The sequence below is a fragment of the Streptomyces sp. NPDC091371 genome (assembly GCF_040684275.1).
Lineage (GTDB): Bacteria > Actinomycetota > Actinomycetes > Streptomycetales > Streptomycetaceae > Streptomyces.
On record NZ_JBFBFP010000034.1, the window covers coordinates 56,615 to 76,937 of the forward strand.

Below are 20,323 nucleotides of genomic sequence, written 5' to 3' on the forward strand. Positions count from 1 at the left end.
TCAGCTGAGGTTGAGGAGGTGGTGTTTCAGTTCGGTGGGCACCCAGACGCTGACTCGGCGTGGCAGGTCGTTCTCGAAGAGTTCGCGCTTTTTGTGCTGGTAGGTGTGAGGGTTGAGCCAGTTGCCGGGGTTCCACCAGGCGGTGGGGTTGTGCGGGGTGAGTGCGGCTTTCCAGTTGACGTCGAGGTGGAGGAGGGTGAGGTCGCGGCCGGTGGTCTTCAGGCCGGTGACTTCGGCGTTCTGGGCACTGAAGGGGGCTTCTTCGGTTGCCCAAGCGAGGTGGTCCAGGCCCAGCATGGGGCCGACGTTGTCGTGTTCGCCGAAGGGCCCCAGCTGTCCCGCGAGCTGGAGCCAGGTTCCCGCGTAGAAGCCCTCGAGGACCTCGGTGTTGAAGCCGGCTTTCGAGGAGCTGGCGAGGGAGTTCTTCAGCATCGCCTCGTTGACGGTGCGGTTGCCCTCGTGGACTTCGAGGACGTCCATCATCAGCTCGAGGTCGGCTTTGAGGGTGGAGAAGCGGCCGGGCACCTCGATCTCGACGGCAACGCCGTCGGTGACCAGCTGTTTGAAGTGGGGGCCGAGGAAGGCCTTGTTGACGACCGCGCCGGCCTGCCGGAGCAGGTTCATTCTCGGGTTGAACCAGCTTGAGCCGGGGGGTGGGTTGGAGACGTAGTTCTGCCACAGGGCGGAGACGTAGGAGGAGAAGTCTCCCGTTCCGTGAATCTTGGCGGGGTAGAGCGCGGCGGGTGGCAGGACGAGTCGGGAGATCTTCTCGCGCAGGTCCGGCAGGCCGGAGAAGCCGAGCGGCTGGACGGCGTTGAGCAGCCCGGGCTTGGCCTCCTCGGCGCCGGCGAAGTCCAGGCCCTCGCGTACGGAGGACAGGGGCGCGTCCACATCGAGCGGCCTGGTGGCGATCCGGGGGAGCTTGGGGTCCCAACTGGGCGCGACGAGCTCGTCGCCGTCGGGGGTGTCGGTCGGCGCGGTGTTCTCCGCGGTCGGGGTGTCGGGGTTCTGTGCCGGGTCGGTCGTGGGTCGTACGAGACCGGCTTCGAGGTCGGGCGCGTCCTGGGCGGTGTCGGTCGGGTCGGCGGCGACGACGGGCCGCGCCGGGGCGGTGTCGACAGCGGTCTCGGGCTCGGGGGCCGCGACCGGTTCGGGAGCGCCCTTGAGTCGGAGCATGTTCAGGTCGTGACGGGTGATCAGCGTGCCGGTCTGGCCGGGGTTGACGTCGTACGCGCGCACCCCTTGAAGGGCTCCCAGGGTGGCGGCGTCGATCATCGCGCTCGGTGCGCTCTCCTCGGTGATCTTCGCGGACCAGGTGACGGTGCGGGTGAACTCGCCGGTCTTGAAGTCGGCCAGGTCCAGCGTGGTGCCGATGCTGGTCTCTTGGCCCTCGGTGAGCGCGGCTTTGCGGGCGGTCTGGCCGTAGTGGGTGAGGTTGAAGTTGTTCCACCAGCTGTTGACGGTCTTGGCGTACGGCATGTAGCCGTACCAGAACCGCACGAAGTCCACGCCGTGGCGGGCGGCCCGTTTGCTGTTCTCTCCCTGCCAGGTCTCGGCGCCGTGCCGCAGGCCGTGTCGGTTGTGGGGCACCAGGCCCGTGAACTTCGGGTCGGACAGCTCGGCCTTCAGCTCGACGTGGAACGTGCGGTTGACGGGGAGGAAGGTCGGCACGTCGATGCCGGCGCGTTCGACGACGATGTGCGCCCGGTGGGTGACCGGGACGGTGATGGTGTGGCCGTCGGGCAGCAGTTCCATGGCGGCCGCGGTGTTCAACGGGCCGAGGACCTTCCCGACCTCGTCCAGCACCACCTCGGCGGTGTGCTCGTCGTACTCCGCCTTGATCCTCTCGTGGACGGCGTCGGTGAGCACACCGATGTCCGGGGCCCGGTAGACCGACTCGGCCTGGAGCGAGCCGACCTGCTCCTCGGGCAGCTCGTACGCAACGGAGGTGTCACGGTGCACCTGGAGGTGCTCGGGCATCAGCCCGAGCTCGGTGGCCTGCAGCGCGGTCATCACCGCCCGGCCGTGGCCCACGACCTCGCCGGTGGTCTCCCGCTCCCCGTAGGTCTCCAGCCGGTTGGTGTGCCAGAGCTTGACCGTGGCCATGAAGCGGACCGTCGCCCGCCCGACCGCCATCGGGCTGACCTCCATGTTGCCGCGGCCGATGTTGCCGCCCCGGCCCGTGGTCTGCCCGGTGGTGTTCTCCCGCCGGTAGGTGAGCTGCGGCTGCAACATCAGCTGCCACGGCTGGTACGGCTCCGGCGCATGGGACTCCTCGCCGCCGTGGCCCTGCTCCGACTCCTCGCCCCTCGCAGTGTGCGCGTCCGGTTCTTGGTGGGGCATGACCGGCTCGCCGAGCGAAAACGGCAGGCGCAGGCGCAGTCCGGCGAGGAAGCCGGTGGTGGTCTCCCGGGAGACCTCGGCGGCGGTGATCGCGCCCATGTCGTTGTAGGTGCCGAAGCTCTTCGGCACGGCGATGGTCTTGACCTGCTCCACCACGGCCTGGAGCTCGACGGAGCCGTGCACCTTGTGGCCGGTGGTCGCCCATTCGAGGGTCAGCTGGTGTGCGAGCTCGCCCTTCCAGATCTTCATCGGGCGCTGCCGGAGGGTGGGCATCGCCACCACGGCGGCTGCCACGGCCTGCTCGATGCCGGTACGGGTGTGCGGCGAGATGTGGAGATGGAAGTCCTTGCCCAGCTCCTGGAACGTGGAGACGATCTCGGCGGTCACGCCGTCACCGGTCGCCTCGACGAAGATCTCGAGCGGAAACTCCCGCGCGCCTTCTTCCGGGCTCTGGCCCGTGCCCACCCCGGCGTTGCCGGCCGCGGGCCAGACCAGTTCCTCCGCCCTCAAGTCGTCGGCGCCGTAGGGAACCCACACCTCCTCATGTGTGAGCGGGTCGATCACCTTCTTGGAGGTGATATCGGCGGGAACGATGACCTTGTAGGAGGCCTGGACCGGCGGGGCGGCATGCACTTCCGGGAGCGCGGGCGGCAGCGGCTTGTAAAGATCCTCGCTGCCCGGCCAGGTGCCCGGCATGGACTCCACCCGGCCTTGCCCATCCTGCGGACCGTCCACCTGGGCGTCGTTCCCCTCCTGCGCCGGGGTGGTGTCGGCGGTCGCAGGTTCGTCGGCCGATGGGCGTACGCCTTCGACGGTGAGGAGCAGGACGGTCTTGCCGGTGAATTCGGCGAGTCCGTCCATGGCGAATCCCTGGAGACCGTAGGTGGCCTGGCCGGCGGTGATGCCCTTGGTGTTGACGTACCGCCCGTGGAGCATCGGCCTGGTGTCGAACCCCTCCAGGGGGCCGCCGGCGGCCTTGCTGATGCGGTACGTGGCCTGGGGTCCGGCCCACAGGCCCAGGATGGTCGCGACGCTGAGCAGGTTGTCCTGCTCTTCGGTGTGGTTGACGTCCAGCTCGGAGTCGGGCAGCCAGGCGGACATCTCCGGGACGTCGGCACGGATGGTCCCGTCTTCATGCACCTCGCCCCGCACGGCTCGGACGCGGACCATGACGTCCTCGCCGAACCGCCCGAAGGCGTTGTGCTTCGACAACGGGAAGGAGTAGCCGCCGGAGGAGAACATCTCGTGCTGGTGGGTGCGCAGCGTCTCCGGGTGCAGCCCCTTCTTGAGCTGCTGTTCATTGGTCCCGGCGAACTTGTTGTCCACCAGGTGGCCCAGGGCGCCCTCGGTCCAGCCCTCCCGCGACGTCTCCTGGTTCGGCAGGATCCCCGGGAACTGCTCCCGCAGGAGGGTGGTGGCCCGCTCCAGGAGGCCGTCCGCGCCCTCCAGCTCGGAGAAGCGGTGCAGCGCGCCGAACTCCAGGCCGATGCCCTCGTCCAGCCGCAGCTCCGGAGCCGCTTCCCCGCCCTGCGTCTCGGGCTCGGGGAGCTCCGCCCACTGCGTGGCGTCCTTGCGCAGCGTTCGCAGCCACAGCGGGCCCAGCGACGCGTCGACCGGGGCGTCTTGCGGTCGGTCGCTGCGGCTGAGCTGGGCCTCGACCGCGAATTCGGTGACGGCGGTCGGCTCGCCGGTGTACCGGATGCCGTGCATCGCGGTGGTGGTCATCCCCATTCCGCTGTGGGCCGCCTCGGCGTCCAGGCTGGCCCAGAACCACAGCCACGGCGTGAGCGAGTCGCCGGCCATCACTTCGAAGTCGAGGGCGAAAAGCGTCAGGCTGGGCGGGATGTCCATGGAGTCCTCGTGCGCCAACGCCCACTCCACCAGACGCGTCACCCGGTCGTCGACGTCCATCCACGTGGCCGTGTCGCTCTCGATCACCACCTGCGGCCGCTTGGGCTTCAGCTTGACGTTGATCGAGACCGGCGTGCGACCGTCGTGGTCGCCGAAGGTGAGGTCGTACCCCTGCTCGCGGGCAGCCAGGTGCACGATGTTCTTCAAACCGACGTAGCCGATCTGCGCCTCGAGGCGGCGGCGGGCCGCCGAGCCGGGCTGTGCCAGGTCACCCGCCAGATCCAGGATCCGCGTCTTCAGCCCGCGCGCCCCGGGGAACGCCTCGACGGCTGAATTCGACGGCAACGCCACCGTGGGATGCGTCCCCGTCACATGGTCTGGCGCGTACTCTGCCCGCACCCGTACCGGCACGTCCTGTTCCACCACGTGTCGTGATTTCTGTCCGGCCGCGGCCGCGTCGTTGAGGGGACGCGCGTTCTCCACCGAGGAGAAGATGTTGATCGCGTCGGCCACCGTCGGCGGGCTCTCATTGCGCCACACCCGAGGCTCCGGGTCCCCGCCGCGCAGCCGCGAGAACCAGATCTTCTGCTGCGGCTCCTCCACCCGCACCTTCACTGCCGCGTCATAGGCGAACAGCAGCGACTGGTAGGAAGAGTTCTTGACGGTCTTCTCCTCCGTGGCGGTCACCTTGATGTTGTTGGTCTCGACGTGCTCACCGGTGACGATCGTCAGGAAGCCGGAGTAGTCCTCGATCGCGTCCATCTGGAACGGCTCGCGGCCCGCCATCTCCTCCACCGCCCAGGCGACGTTGAGGTTGGCGTCCGCGAAGTAGCCGTGCCCGTAATTGCGCCCCATCGCCCCGCGCCGCTGACCGGTCTCCCTCAGCCGGATCTCGATGGCGTCCGACAGCTGCCGCCACGTCTTCAACCCCAGGCCGACGTGGACCTCGTGGCCCTGCACGGTGAAGCTGTGACTGTCGTTGATCAGCGATGTGGCGTTGCGCGTCAGCGCCTCACGCGTGGTGTGCCGATCGATCAGCTTCCTGTTGGCGTCGCTCTGCAGATGCTTCGGCAGCATCCCCCAGATCTCGGAGCGGATCCGCTCGATCGTCTCCGCCCTGATCCACTGGGGCACCTCCGTGCCCAGCACGGCCTCGTCGCCCGTCATGTGCTTCGGAGGCGCGTACGTCGCCTCCGGCGCCCAGTCCTGGCGCACGCCCGGGTCGTCCCACGCCGTGAGCCCCTGGCGGGCGGCGACTTGCTCGCCCACCTCCTCCAGCAGGCCCTCCAGAGCCTCCTTGGCCTTCCTCAGGTGCTCGACCGATCGCTCGAACGACGCCTGCTGCCCGGCGTCCGGGAAGATCGACGCCGCATCCTGGCCCAACGGGTCGGCGGAGGTGATGTAATCGCTGCCCGTGGCAGCGGCGACCTGGGCCGCCGCCTGCGCATACGCCGCCGCCGCCTTGTTCATCGCCGCGTTCAGCGCCTCGCGGGCCTGCATCCGGTACCACCGCGGGGCATCGCCGTCGCCGTCGGCCGTCCCCGCATGCGCCCGGGACGGCAGTGACGTCAGGCCCGGCACCGTCTCGACGACACGGGCCACCAGATCGACGTACCACCGCGGCCGGTCCAGCAACTCGCCGGGCAACGCCGTCTGCCCGGCCATCTGCGACGGATGTGCCTTACGCGCGTCCCGCCACGCCTCCACCGTGGAGAACAGCTGCCCCAGCCGCGACTCGACGGCATCCAGATCCGCCTGCGTGCGCGCCTGCTCCAGCGCCTGGACCTGCTCGGCGATCGCCTCCTGCAGGTGGTTCCGGCGCACGGCGGAGTCAGCGGGGACGATCTCCGTCACGGTGCCGTTCAGCGGACCGAACGCCGCGCCGAGCCGCTCGGCCCGCTCTGTGAACGTCGCGTCGGCCTGGTAGGGCGCGGCTACGGGCACTTCGGCCTCGTTGGGCGTGACGTCGGCGACGTTCACATCAGTCGCTTCCGAACGGAACGGCTGCTCGGAGTCGGACCCGGTCTCGCTGGCAGACAGGGGATGCAGCCGTTCGGCAGGGTGCGGCTCGATGCCGCGAGCCGCCATCTGCGCCTGCTGCGCCATCTGCTCAGCGGTGACGGGAGGGGCGGAGCTCAGCCGGTCCTTCAGCCGTGCGGCCACCTGCTCGGCGACGTCCGGGCCGTAGGTGTGGAGGGCGTGGAGCACCCATGGCCGGGCCCAGTCCCGCTGAGCAGTCGCTGAGGGGCCGTCCTGGAAGTGCCTTTCGAGGATGAGGCCGGCCTCCGCCCACTTCTCGGTGAAGACCTCCGGCTCTGTGTCCTGCAACCGAAGCTGCTTGTCGAGCACGCTGCCGGCGGACAGCTGGTCGGCGATGGTGATCGCCGGGCGGTGCGTGGGCTGGTAGTGCGGATTGGGGAGGAACCTGACCGGCGTCGTGTACCTGCCCGTCGCGCTGTCCAGCTCCGCGCCGGCCACGATCTCCGCGCCGACGATGAACTCCGGTGCGATGCCGGCCGGGTGGAGCACGGTGTTCTCGTGGCCCGCCGACGCCATCTCGGGGAAAGTCGCCGCGACGTCGAAGCCGCCGAGGACGTCGATGAGCACTCGGACGCCGATGCCCTGCGGCACGGTGCGCATGCTGTCGGAGCGGGTGGTGGCGATATAGCCCGTGGCGTTGCTGCCGAGCAGATACGTCTCGAGGTCTGGCCGGGGTCCCTTGTTCGGCGCCGGGAGCCCCTTGGCGAAGAGGAGGTTCAGGAGCCTCGGGTTGTCGGTGTTGAGGTCGAAGAAGAGCAGGCTGTCGTCATAGCGGTACTGGGGCGCGACGGTGCCGTCGGCGTTGGCCTGGATCGTCGTGAAGTCGATCTGCTCTTGGGATGCGTAGCCGAACCAGTCGTTGTACCGGGGGTGTGCAGAACGCTGTCCGGGCAGGGGGATGAAGCCCGTTGTGCGCGGCGCGTTCTCGTCGAGGTGGACGTTTCGGCTCTGCAGCAACTCGGCCGACCTGGGGTCGAGCGAAGGCGGCCCCTGCGGCGGAGTGAACGCCGGGGAGGAGCTCTGAGACTGGCTGGTGGACGGCGCGAGGTATTCCGTGCGTAGGCCCGTCGTCTGCGCCGTGGTCGATCCCGTGCTCGACGCCGTCGTCGGTACGGGCAACGGCTGCGGACTTACCCAACCGTCACCGGCAGGCTGGAAGACCTTCCAAGGCCGCCAGTCCGTGTTGTCGGTCCGCACCACGTCGCCCGGGCGGTCCACTGCGATCACCGGCTGGAACTGGGCGTTGTAATCGCCCTGGTGTATCCGGCCCCAGGGAGCGAAGACGGGGGTCTTCAGCTCCGGGACGAGGCGCTCCGCCATGCTCGGCGTCCATTCGAGCACCTCTCCCGCGTTGTCGGTCCCCTCCGGCGCCACCTCGGCCACATCGCCCATGCCCGCGTTGTCCCAGAGCAACACAACGGGCTGACCCTCGACATACAGCTGCCCGTAGACGTCCGGGGTCTCGCGAATCCACCGCGCCAACTGCTTCTCATCGATGTCTTGGCTGTAGTTGTCCGTGACGGGGTCATAGACCTGCACATGCGGACCGAATCCCTTGGCGTGAACGATGAACGGCCTGCCACCCGGAGTCCGTTCCTCGACGAGATGCTTGAGCATGTCGTCCGGAACGAACGGGAAACGCATCCGGGAATTCCCGGGCCTGTCCAGCGAGACCGCCCCCGAGAACAGCGGCGACCCCACGGATACCTGCTTCCGCCCCGGCGAAGCTGCCGAGAACTGAGTGAAGGGCTCATCGGGCACGTCCGGGGCATCCGTGAGGACGGCGATCTGGCCCGACGGATAAATGCCCACGAGGTAAGGCGCGGCGTAGGTCTTCGGGCTGTTCAGAGCGTCGGCGACGGCTTGCGCCACAAGGGTCGCCTCGAAAGTCTGCCGGCCTGCCTCGCAACCGATGATGACGATGTTGGGCTCGATTTCGCGCGCCCTGTAGAAGTCCACGAATTGCGTGAACTCGGGCATCTGCTCCAGCAGGTTGGTGATCGTCTCAGGCGGTACCCGAACCTTTCCGTGTTCGTACGTCGTAGGCTCGAAGCTCTCCGGAAACGCGTGCAGGTCAAGATAGGCAGTGGGGCCCCGCCACTGCTGCCGTTTGTTCTCAAGGATGTCGTGCATACCCGTCTCGGGGTTGGCCTCCGCGGACATCTGAGGGACCACGGCGTTCAGCGCGTCGGGGTTGTGCCTCGCCCATCGCTCAGGCTGGTATGCGCCGTCGTCGGTGCCGTAGAACGCGAACACTCTGGCATGCGGGACAGAGGTGGGCAGCACCCGCGCCTGGAACGTATCGGTCGTCAGCGATCCGGGATGGCCCGCCTTCCACCTTCGTGCACGATCGACGGCGGCGTCCGGAGAGCTCCCGGACTCATGCAGATCGTTGGCGATCTGCATGAGCTTTTGGTGCCGCTCGGTCTCACTGAGGTTGAGCGTCAACCATCCCGCGTAGTGCTGTTCGATGACCTCGTACGCGGTCTCCAACTCAGCCTTGAGCAGTGCCGGATCCGACAGGGACGTCCGCAGCGTCTCCTCGTGCCGCAGTTGGTCGGCCAGTTTCGCCGCTGCCGCGAGGCCATGCGACCAGTGCTCGTGGGTCACCAGTTCCACCGCGGCGTCCTGGCGCTCCGCACTGACCTGGGCCCACAACGGATCCTGGGAGAGTGCCTCGCGGACGTTCGTCCTCAGCTCAGCGAGCTGGTCAGGGGTGAGGTAGAGGTTCGTCAGGCCCTCGTCCTCGAGGCTCCGCGGCGGAGTCTCCTGCGCCAGCCTCTGCGCCAACGCCTCCAGCTCCTGCGGCCCCTCCACCGCGGCCCGCTCCAGCTCCGCCTTCGCCGTCTCGGCCCCCGGCGGAAGATCCAGCCCATGCTCGCCGATCGACTTCAAAGCGAAGTCGACGACGCCGTCCTTCGTCGGCGGCCGAAACTTCCTGAAGCCAACGACGTCACCGGCTTCGTCCTCCGCTTCGAGGTCGTGATCAATCGCCGGGCCGTCCTCGTACCGCTCCATGAAGGCCTGCTCCCCGAAGGCCCCGGGCCGTGGGGGGTCGACGCGGATCCACTCGGCGTCCCCTTCGGTGCGGACGCGGGCGATCCCGTCGGGGCCGGCCTCCAGGCGTGACGGCGTGGCTGCGACCCACACCGGTGTGCGCATCCCGTGGGAGAGGTGGGCGGCGAGGTCCTGCCGCCCGTTCTCATCCCCCGCACCGACCAGGACGAACGCCTCCTGGACCGCTCCGTCTCCCGCCTTCGTGAGGAGGTCCGCGATACGGTCCGCCGCCTGGTCGGGGGCGTACGACTCCCAGTACCCGTCCGGGCCGGGGAGCATCAGGTTGCCGCCGTCGGCTTCGAAAAGGAGGAGGCGCACCCGGTCGGCCCCCCAGGGCGCCGGAGCGAGCGGGGCGACGGCATCGTCCGCATCCCACAGCAGGTGCCGGGTTTCCACCCGGGGGCCCACCTGCTCGTGGCCGCCCGCACGCAGGTCGATCAGGGCCTCGGCGGCGGGCAGGCCCGGCCCGGCAGACCCGGGAGCCCGTTCGGGGGCCGGCCCCGGCTCGTCCGTGTCCGAATCGGTGTCCGTGTCGCTGCCGGGACCCGGCAGCCAGCCGCCCGGCATCAGGTCCCGGAGGCCGCGCGCCGGAGGCTCCGAGCCGACGAGGTGCTCGGCGATGACCCTCGGGCTGAGGGCGAGAAGCCGCGCGGCCCGTTCCTCGGGCGCGAAGAAGGTGAGGGCGTCCTGCTCCACCGTGACCTGGACGCCGGCCCCGGTTCCACCCGAGCGCTCCAGGCCGATGTTCCAGCGGGCCCGCCCCACGGAGAGGTGGACGAACTTCCGCTGGTCCGAGTCGGCCAGTCCCTCGCCCAGAGTGCCCATCGACTTGTCCCCGCTCTCCAGCATGCTGGAGAGGCCGCCGCCGCGCTGTCCGGTCGCCCGGGTCCGTCCGGCCTCCGCGGTGACACCGGGCCGCAGGACGTCCGGGCCTTCGGTGGCCAGGCCGGAGCGCAGCGATACCGAGCCCGTCAGACCGAGGGCGGCGTCGACGGCGCCGCCGACCGAGCGGTGCGAGCGCCGGAAGTCCTTGACGATGGTGCCGGTGATGGTCCCCCCGCCCGCTCCGTGCGTCGAGGTGCTGCTCAGGTGCTCGTAGTCGAGGGACAGGATGAGGGTGAGCCCCTCGTTGACGAACATGCCCGGGACCGTGACGGGGACGCGGAGCGTACCGCCGCTCAGCAGATGTACGGCGCGCTGGTGCAGCCAGGCCATGCTGAACACGACGGCAAGGCGGCTCTCGAGGTGGGCGCGGGCGCCGTGCCAGCTGTTGCCGCCGAGTGCCGGGGAGGCATTCTCCTCCAGCAGGTTCTCGGCCCGGGTCAGGAGTTCGCGCAGCCCGCCGATGGTGCCGATGAACGACTCGGTCAGGTCCTCGGGTTCGGGCCGCAGGCCGGTGCGCGGCAGGGCCTCGTGGGCGGGGGTCGTACGCGGCGCCGGGCGGCCGGTGCCCGTTGGAGGTCCGGGCTGCATCAGCTGCTGCGGGTGCGCCAGGGTCAGCGCCCCGCGCAGGTTCGTGTCGACGAGTTCGTGCCGGTTGTGCTTGCCGACGAGCGAGAGCACCGGGCCGATCAGGCCGGTCGAGGCGGTGGCGCCCCAGTAGTGGTCGAGGCTGATCGTGACCCGGACGTCGTACGCGACGAGGGCGGGGTGCTCGTCCACGTGCAGCATGCCGGAGCTGCGCGTCTGGCCGAGGGAGGAGCCGAGGGAACGGCCCTGCGCGTAGGTGGCGCCGAAGCCGACGCCACCGCCCCCGTCCAGAACGGGCTGGTCCGTGTCGTGGACCGTGTGCCCGTAGTTCCAGCCGGTGTTGCCGGAGTGGGACCAGGAGTGCGCGGCCCCGCGGGAGACGTCGTCCCGGCGGACGTTCTTGCCCTCGATGACGTGGAGGGTGTCCGCGTCGCCGGTGTGGACGGGGTTGGAGAGGTCGATCCTGGCCGTGACCACGGCGAGCGCCGTGGAGACGGCGCCCCGGTAGGGCACCACGACCCGGAAGACGCCGGAGGCCATGGGCTCGATGGCGGCCTTGGTGCCCTGCCGGGTGGCCAGGGCTGCGCGCAGGCGCGTCAGCACGAGCTCGGCGTGATCGGCGTCCAGCTGCTGGAAGAGCGTGTTCCGGGCCTGCTGGACGACCGGCATGAGGTCGGGGATGTCGTACAGCACCGCGTGGCCCAGGCCGTCGGCGGGGTGCGTGGTGGGGAACAGCGCGCCGGCGCCCGCCATCGAAGGCGCCGGGGAGATTGCCGAAGGACCCGGCACGCCCGTCTCGTCCCTGCGCCGGCGGCCCTGCTCGCGCATCCGCGCCGCGCGCCCGGCCGGTATCACGAGCAGGGCGGCCGCGTCGTTGATCCTGCGCTCCTCCGTGCGCACCCCGTAGGTACGCGCGGTGGCCGGATCGGCTCCCAGGGGTACGGGGCTCCGGGAGAACAGCTTGGCGACGAACCGGTACTCCATCCGGGCGAGTATGTGTTCCTGGCGTCCGGTGACGATGTCGACCCGGTCGCTCTGCCCCTCGGCGCTCACCGACAGGGTGCGCGGCGCTCCCGTTCCGTAGCGATAACCAGCCGTTGGAGTAAGGGAGTTGTCGGTAGCCGCATTCCGTTCCGCCGCGGAGCCGCCGTAGTCCTCGGGGCGGCGGTCGGGGGTGAAGGAGGCGTTCACACCGACGGATCCGCTCAAGCTGATCAGGTCGCGGGTGGCGCTGTCGCTCACCGAGGCCGTCGTCAGGGTGTGGTCGTACTGGTACGAGGTGTCGCTGACTCCCCTGGTCGTCATCTTCTTGACGATCGCCTGGAGTTGGAGTTCGAGCCGGAGCGGCATACCGAAGGAGTCCCGGCCGACGGTGCGCGTCCAGAAGGGGTGGCTGCCGCCGATGAAGTCCTCGACGCGCGAGCCCATGGCGTTCAGCGCCGTGTGCAGGCCGACCCGTTCCGTGGGCTCCAGGTCCACGTCGAGTGCGGCGAGGAGTTCGTCCACGGTGGTGTGCATCCGGCTGGTGTCCGCCATGAACAGGGTGTGCAGCGGTGGGCGTTCGTCCTCGTCCGGCTCGTAGTCGCGCGAGGCCTCGTCCGGCTCCGGGCCGAGCTCACGGCCGGCGATCCGCGTGCCGGGATCGAGCTCCGAGGTCATTCCGACCGAGTCGTGCCACTGCCCGTCCGGACCCTGCTCCTCCAGGAGGTCGTCGGCCACCATCAGGCGCAGGTTCAGCTCGACCGGCCCGGTGTCCCGTCCGGCCCGGCCCTCCTCCGCGGCGTTCAGCGCCGTCTCCTGCGCCGCCGTGCCGGTCGCGAGCCCGACGGCCGTCATCTCGATGGTGTCGCCGCCGTCCGTGACCGCGGCGGGCCGCGGCGCGGGGGCCCGCGGCGGCGCGGGCCGACGGGACGGCGTCACCGTGACGTCGACACGGACCGCGCCCTCGAAACCGGCCATGAAGCGCGATCCGCCGCCCGAGGCGCCGCCCACGGAGAATCCGCCGCCGGTGGTCGTCACCCAGCTGGTCCCCAGCCGTGGTGCGATACGGCCGCCCGCGCCGCGGAACCTGAACAGGTCGGGGGTCGAGGCGTAGTTCAGCGGTACGTCGAAGCCGCCCTCCACGGAGAAGGCGGTGGAACGGTCACCCTGGAGCTCGTAGAAACCGCCGTAGTACGTCTCGCTGTTGCCGTCCCACATCCCCTCGTGGCGGAAGACGTCCGGATCGAAGGTGCCGGAGAGGCTCAGGACGACCTCCTCCGGGCCGGTGAGTCCGGGCCTGCTCAGAACGACGGAGATCCCGCCGTTGACGATGTCGTGCAGCCGTGCCGCGAGCGGTTCGGGACGCACCAGGTTGGCGATGGTCATGAGGTTGGTGTGCTCGTGGGCCTTCACCCCGCGCACCGGTCGGACCACGGCGGCCGGCGGATTCGCCGGCGGGTTGGCCTCGGCCTCGTCCGGCGGCAGCATGTCCGGCGCCGCCGCGCGCACCTCGCTCAGCACCCGGTCCAGCAGGCGCGCGGCGTCGTCGTGGTCCACCCGGTCGACCCGGCTGAGCTGGGGCAGCCAGCCGCCCAGGGCCGGGGCGAAGCGCAGGCGCCGGTCGGGGGAGGTACGGGCGTGCAGTTCGACGTTCCCGGCGTGCGGTCCGTCCACGGTGGCGCGGGGAGCGGACGGTGCGTCCACCAGACCCTGCCGCACGGCGTCCTGCAGGAGGATGCGCACCCGAGCGGTGCCCTCCACGGTCTCCGTCCGGCCGCGGCCCCGGACCGTGGTGCGGGTGCGTCCGGCGAGCACCACCGTGGGCTCTTCCAGCTTGATCTTGTGCAGGGTCACGGAGCCCGCCTGCTGCCCGGGGTCCGACACCCCCACCGAGCGACTGCCCCCGAGCGCGGGAAGGGACACGGTGGATCCGAACCGTCCCGTGCCCGCGGCCAACAGCGCCGTCCCGGAGAGGGACAGGGCGTCGCTCCCGCTGTTGCGGTGGGCGACGTTGTCGACGTTCACGTCCTCGGTGTCGATGTGGATCATCCAGTCGACCCGGGGCTTGCCGTCCTCCTCGGTGACGAGCTCCACCCCGTGGAAGTCGGTGCGCAGCTCCACGGCCTCGGTCGCTCCGGCGTCGGTGTTGAAGGGGTTGGACAAGTATCCGCCCGCCATGGCCCGGTGGAGGGCACCTGCGATCGAATGGACGGCGGTGAAGGCGTCGATGGCGGCCTTCTCCGGCGTCCCGATCCGCGACATCGAGTCGGGCAGTACCGAGAACACGGCGCGGCGCAGCTCTTCGGTGTGGTCGAAGGACTCGACGACCGAGGTACGGGGCACGCGGAACGGGATGTTCACCTGGTCCGGGCCCGCGGTGGCGGCCGGGTCCGTACCGCCCGCTTCCTCCTGCGGCCGGCCGGTCGGCCACCACTCCTGGTACGCGATGGTGTTCGGGGCGGTGTGCCTCCGGTCCCCCCGGTGCGCGCCCAGGGCCGTCAGAGCCCTCCTGAGCAGAGGGGTGCCGATGTCCTGTCCCGCCTCGCCGTCCTCCGCCGCGGGTGCGTGCCACCAGGCGGAGGTCGCGTGGGTGACCTGTTCGTCCAGGGGCTTGGGCCGGCTCGGCAGCAGCCGGCGGTCGTGCCGCCCGACCAGCGCCCCTGCCAGGACGTCCTGGTGGTGCCTCGGCGCCGCAGATCCGCCGATCCCGCCGACGGCCTGGACGGTGACGTCGTAGAGCACGTCGTAGAGGAAGTCGACGGCCCGGTAGGTGCCCTTGGTGTAGCGGGCGGTGGTCGCTCCGGAGGAGACGGTGCTCGTCGAGGCCGCACTGTACCCGGCGAGCGCCGAGCTGAAGACGGCCGCGACCGAGCTGAGGTGCGGGACCGCGTCGAGCGTGTGGTTGAGCATCATGGCGGCGGGCAGCCCTAGGCCGTGGGCCCGGGTCCGGCTGCTGCTCACCGACTCGCCCGACTCGAAGAGCTGGCGGGTGCGCGGCTCCCGTTTCGCGGACACCAGGGGCGGGAGGAAGTCTTCGGTGCCTTCGAGGCGGCGGCCGTGAGGGTCGGTGATCTGCCGCCAGTCGCCCACCCGGACGCGTACGGCGGCCTCGATGTGCCGGCCGTCCACGTACAGGCCGAGGACGAGGCGGTCGCCGATCGCCTGCGGCAACTCACTGATGAAGCTCTCCACCGAGAAGCGCTCGTCGAGCGCCCGCCCCACGCCGTCGCGCCTGGCCTCGGGAACCGCCGCCAGGATCGCGTCGCGGATGGCCGTGTGGAGGCCCCCGTCCGGCAGGTCGAAGGTGCCTGCCCCGGCGGACTGCCGGAGGGTCGCAGTGGTGAAGGCCTCGGGCGGGGCGAAGAGGAGGTCCTTGTCCAGGTCGTCCTGGTCAAGGATCCACTCCGTCGGGGTCTTCTCCGAGACGCGAACGGGGTTCGCCGCGGAGAGGGAGCCGAGGCCGGGCTCCTGGTGCGCCGGCCTCCGCGCCGACCGGGCCACCGGGCCCAGTTCGCCCGCCAGGTGAGCGGGTTCGCTGCTCATCAGGGGGACGCGGGGCCCGGAGCCCGAGGCACCCGGGGTGTCGATGCCGTTCCAGTCCGGGGCTCCGAACGGCTGCGAGCCGCCCTTGCGGGGGCTCTGGCCGACGGGCAGATCGCGGAGCACCTCGTGCAGGGCAGCGAGGAGGGCGGTCGACCGGGCAGGCGGCTCGCCCTTGTCGTCACGCCGGGCACTGTGGTGGTCGACGAGGGCCACCGTCTCGTGCAGCGTGTCGTGCAGGGCCGCGGCGGTCAGCACCATCGCCTCGCGCTGCGCGATCCGGTCCTCCGGCGTCTCCGCCAGGGTCATGGCGAGCAGGCTCGAGGCATCGCCCAGCTGCTCCTGCCAGGTGTCGGGAAGCTCGCGGCGCAGCCGGGAGAGAGCCTCCACGGCTGCCGGGCTCAGCTCGTCCGCTCCCTCGAACCCTTCGGGTTCTTCCGGCTCTTGTGATTCTTCGCGCACTTCGGAGGCGTCGGCCTCTTCGGAGCCGGCCTTCTCCGTGGACCGGCGCTTGCCGAGGGACTTCTCGGAAGGCTGCCGGGACGGGCCTGCCGTCTCGGTCCCGTCAGTCCCGTCGGTCTCGTCGGTGTCTTCGGTGTCTTCGGTGTCGTCGGCCAGGGCCGACAGCAGGCCGTCGACGGTCTCGTCGACCATCCGGCCCTTGTCGTCGAGCCGGATCAGCACGTGCAGACCGGCGGGGACGTCGAAGCGCAGCACTCCCCCGACGGTGACGGTCAGGTCCGCTTCCAGTCCGCCGTAGACGGACTGGGAGACCGCGTTGGCCTCCTCCGTACGGCTCTGCCCGCCGGAGGTGTCCTCGCCCGTAGACCGGCCGTACGAGCCCACGAGCCGCTCGAAGAGCCGTACGCCGTCCGAGTCTCCGCCGCCGTCCGGCCCCAGGGTGGTCTCCACGCCGGAGGAGAAGTGCGTGGACGCCTCTGCGGAGCTGTCCGACTGCTGGTAGCGCCGGGCCGTGAGGTCGGTGCCCGCCGAAGGCCCGAACCGCCGGACGTGGGAGAGTTCGAAGCGGACCGTCCGCGTGGTGTTCCCCACGGGGACCTCGTAGCTGCCGCGCAGCAGGTCCTCCAGCCGCGGCCGCATCACTTCGGCGCTGGTGGAGTGCGCGTACCGCAGACCGGCCATCGTCGTCAGCTCGGACGGGGTCGGCCCGGAGCCCTCGTCCGCCGCGATCGCGGCGAGGTCGGGGCGCCGGCCCACGGGCGCGGGGGCGTACCTCGCCCACTGCTGCACGGCGTGGGCCGCGGGTATGTCGAGCGGGATGAAGTGGTCCGCGAGCAGGTCGGCGAGGTCGGCGGGCGCCCGCTCCCCGGTCTCGCCACCGCCCTCCGGCGCCGGATCGACCCAGCGCGGATTGTCGCCCTTGGGCCGGTGGATCAAAGGCGTCGGCGTCGTGTCCGGCCCCGGCGGCGGAGTCGGTACGGTGAACCGCGTGGGGACCAGGAGGCGCATCGAGCCTTCGGTGGTCGCCGAGTCGTTCCATTCCGCGTACCTGCCGAGGCCGGTCCCCAGGGTCGGGTTGAAGGGCAGGCCAAGGCCCTTGGCCAGCAGGGGCGTGCCCATCGCCGCGTCGAACGCGCCGGTGACCAGGCGGATCGGCGCCGAGACGAGTTCCATGGGCTGCTTCGACATGCTGATGCCGACGCGCAGTGTGAAGGCGTGGGTGAAGGCCGTGGCCCCGCCCACCGCCAGCCGGTGGATGTCCAGCTCCGAAGTCGAGCTCGTGGTGCCGGCGCCGCGGCTGCGCGAGTAACCGGTGATCGCCTCGAAGCCGCCGTGCCCGTGACTCGAGGAGCCGTCGTCTGCGAGCCGGAGCCTGATCCCGACCTCGCCTCCCAGGGAGTATCCGGTCGTCGCGTCGTCCGCCACCTCGGAGGAGCCCTGGGCGCGGCCCGTGAGTTCGACGTCGGGGCGGTCCGCCTGCTCGTAGGCAGCCGCCACGGACTCCATGCGCACGCTGACCGCCAGGTACTCGGTCGTGCCGAACGACGAGGGCTTCGGGATCACCCGCAGTACTCCCGAGCCGAGCAGGGCAGGGACCTGGGCGGCCAGCGCGCGCGGGGAGAACGCGGAGCGCACGGCGTCGAGCACGCCCGGGGAGGTGACCCCTCGGGCGGACAGCAGCCGCTGGATCTCGCCGAGCACGCCGTCCGCGCGGAACACCTCGGGGTGCGCAACGCCGACGCGCAGCAGTTGGCCGGCGTAGGTGTGCGTCGGGGCGAGCTCGGGTGCCGGTGCCGGTGCCGGCCGGAGGATCTCCGCCGCACGCCACGACGGCGTGAGCATCTCCAGCCCACCGTCGACCCTCAGCCACCGTTCCGCAGCCTCGGTGCGGGTCCCCTTGCGGCGATCGAGCCGCACGTGGAACACCGGGTCCGCGGTGAGCCGGTCCTTCGTGCCCCCGTACGTGGCGCGGCTGATGCTCATCATGCCGTCGGCCGTCTTGCGCGAAGTCCCGCGCACCGCGCTGCCCGTCACCTGGAGGATGCCGGCCGCGCGGCTCTTCGTGGCGCCGCCGCCGTGCTGTTCCTGCTCCGGGGAGCCCTCCTCCTCGTCCACCTCCGGTGCCTCGTCTCGGCCCCAACTCCCCTGCGGACCGAGCTGGAACGCCAGGGCGCCGGTGACCGCATTGCCGTTCTCGACGGCACGGCGCGAGGTCAGCTGGCTGTACTGCTCGAGCTCCACGGGGTCCGAAGTCGCCCCCTGGTTACGGGTGTTGTACGCGGCCATGCGCAGCGTCAGGCGCTGCTTCCAGCCGTCGCGGTCCGGCAGGGCGACCTCGAAGCCCTCGGAGGAGGTCAGCGCGCCGAAGTACGCGGCCAGGGTGTCGGGGCCGGTCGCCTCGAGGAACTCCTCGGGCCACAGGGCGGGATCGGCGAGCCACTCCCCCGGCATCTCGTTCAGCCCCTGGTATACCTCCGCGATGTTCCGCCCGAGGTCTCGCACCGCGAGGAACGTCGGGCGTACGCCGGAGGAGCCGCTGGTGGTGAAATCGGCGCGGACCTCCCCCGCGACGTCCGCCGGCGCGTCGTCGTGGCGGGTGACCGTCCCGACGGATCCCAGGACGCCGGGGGCGAACGGGGTCGGGGGTGCGAACACCTTCGGCAGGAGGACCTGCGCAGAGGTCCCTCCCGGCCTGTCGACCTGCCACACCTTGCCCTGGCGGACCGTGCCCGCCCCGGACATCCGGTGGACCGCAAGCTCCCAGTGGAGTTCGTAGTTCCCCTGGTGGACCTGGCCGCCCGTCTCGTGGCGGTTGGTCTCCTTCACCGTGCCGACGAGCTCGTCGCCCCGTTCCCGGTCGTACTGCAAGCGGCCCCGGAGCGCCCCCAGTTGCAGGCGCAGCCGGGTGCCCGCGGGGACCCTCAGGGCAGCGCCCAGGCTCCCGGAGACGCTCCACCGGTTGGACATGCTCCCGGTGAGTCCCCAGGCCGCCGTGGCCCGGGTGTTGACGGTCATCGGGTAGTCGGCGCCGCCCAGCCGCCGTCCGAGCGTCGCCCTGACGCCCAGCCGGTACTGCTTGCCGTTCAGGCGCAGTACGTGCGTACGTCCGACCAGCAGGTCGGCCAGGGAGCCTTCCAGGGCGGGCGTGCCGAAGAAGACGGAGAGGCGGTGCAGGACGGAAGCCGTGACCTGGTTGGCGCCCGCCATGGTCCGCAGGGCTTCGGTGAGCTCCTCCAGCACGGACTCCGAGCCGGGCAGCGCCAGGACCGTGCTGAATCCGAGGCCCTGGGCCGCCTCCCTCCGGGCGGCGAGGGGCAGCGGCTCCGAGGGGTGCGCGGTGGCCGGGGCCGGGGTCGCCCGGCGCGGCCCGCCGCCACTCGGCAGGCCCGCGGCCCGCATGAGGGCGACCAGCGCGGGCGAGAGGACCGGCTCGGGCTGCGGGTCCGGGGCGGGTTCCGTGTCCCGGACCCGCGAGGGACCGGCCTCGGGCCGCGGGTCCGCTTCGGTGTCCTGGACGGGCGGATTCCCGGGGTTGGCGTGGGTGTCGAGCCCCGGGGTGCGGACGGCGCCGAGGGTGCGCGTCTCCCAGTCGGCCGCGCCCTGCCCGTACCGCCACGGCACGCCGATCTCGCCGTACGTCTGCTGGACCACCGGTTCGATGCCCGGGTGGGTGTCGGACTCGATGGTGATCGTGAGCCGCACGTCGGCGTCGTACCGCGCGTACTCCTGCGCGGCGGTGTTGAGCACGGTGTGGCTCTGGGCCTTGGCGGAGGTGGAGAAGCCGTCGCTCCGGATGGATCCGAGGGTGACCGTGGCCAGCGGCAGCACACCGCGCGGCTGGTCCTCGACCGGGTCGTGGGTGAGTCCGAGCACCGAGTTCCCGAAGGAGAGCGAGGCTCCGCTCGAACCGGTGCGGGTCTGCCCGCGGGTGGCGCCCAGCCCGAGGTCGGCCCGGGTGCGCAGGGCCTCTGTCACCTCGCGCAGCGTGGCGCCGGTGACCTCCGCGCGGATCCTGATGTGGCCCCGGAACTCGGCGAACCGGGTGAGCTTGCGCCGGATCGGCGCGGTGTGGTCGCCGCTGGTGAACCAGAAGCGGCTGCGGTCCAGGGCGGCCGCCTCGCTGACCGCCTTCTGGATCTCGGCGGACACCGAGGCCACGGCGTCGGGCCGAAGGCCCGCCCCGCGCAGCCTGGCCTGGATCCCGGCGACGACGGGGACGAGGTCGAGGGCGTGCAGCGTGCCCTGGGTGTGGTCGGCCGCGCTCTCCTGGCCGGCCGGGATGTCCGCGGGCGAACTGACCGAGTCGAGCCGTAGGGGCACGGGCGGCGCCGAGAAGATCTTCGGGAACTCCACTCCGATGTCGCGGGGCACCACGACGGAGTGCTTGTGCTGGACACCGTCCAGGAAGACCTGGATCCGCAGCGAGCTGACGAAGGCGGCCGTTCCCCTGGTGAGGGGCTTCAGACCGGAGATGACCTCCTGTTCCCAGCTGCGGGACCGGCCGCGCGCGAAGGACAGACCGAGGTGCGGTACGCCCGCGGTGGCGGCCGAGGCGAAGGCGGAGGCGAGCTGGAAGCCG

The 20,323-nt window shown here is 71.0% G+C and carries 1 protein-coding gene (only partly in view); it reads right to left on the reverse strand.

The window, feature by feature from the left end:
* Window positions 1–20,323, reverse strand: partial view of a hypothetical protein gene (locus tag AB0O21_RS29005; RefSeq protein ID WP_365175816.1) — the 3' portion only. The gene runs 12,788 nt beyond the window's last position; 20,323 of the gene's 33,111 nt are visible here — the last part of the coding sequence; its start codon lies beyond the right edge, outside the window — the gene reads right to left on this strand; the stop codon is at window positions 1–3.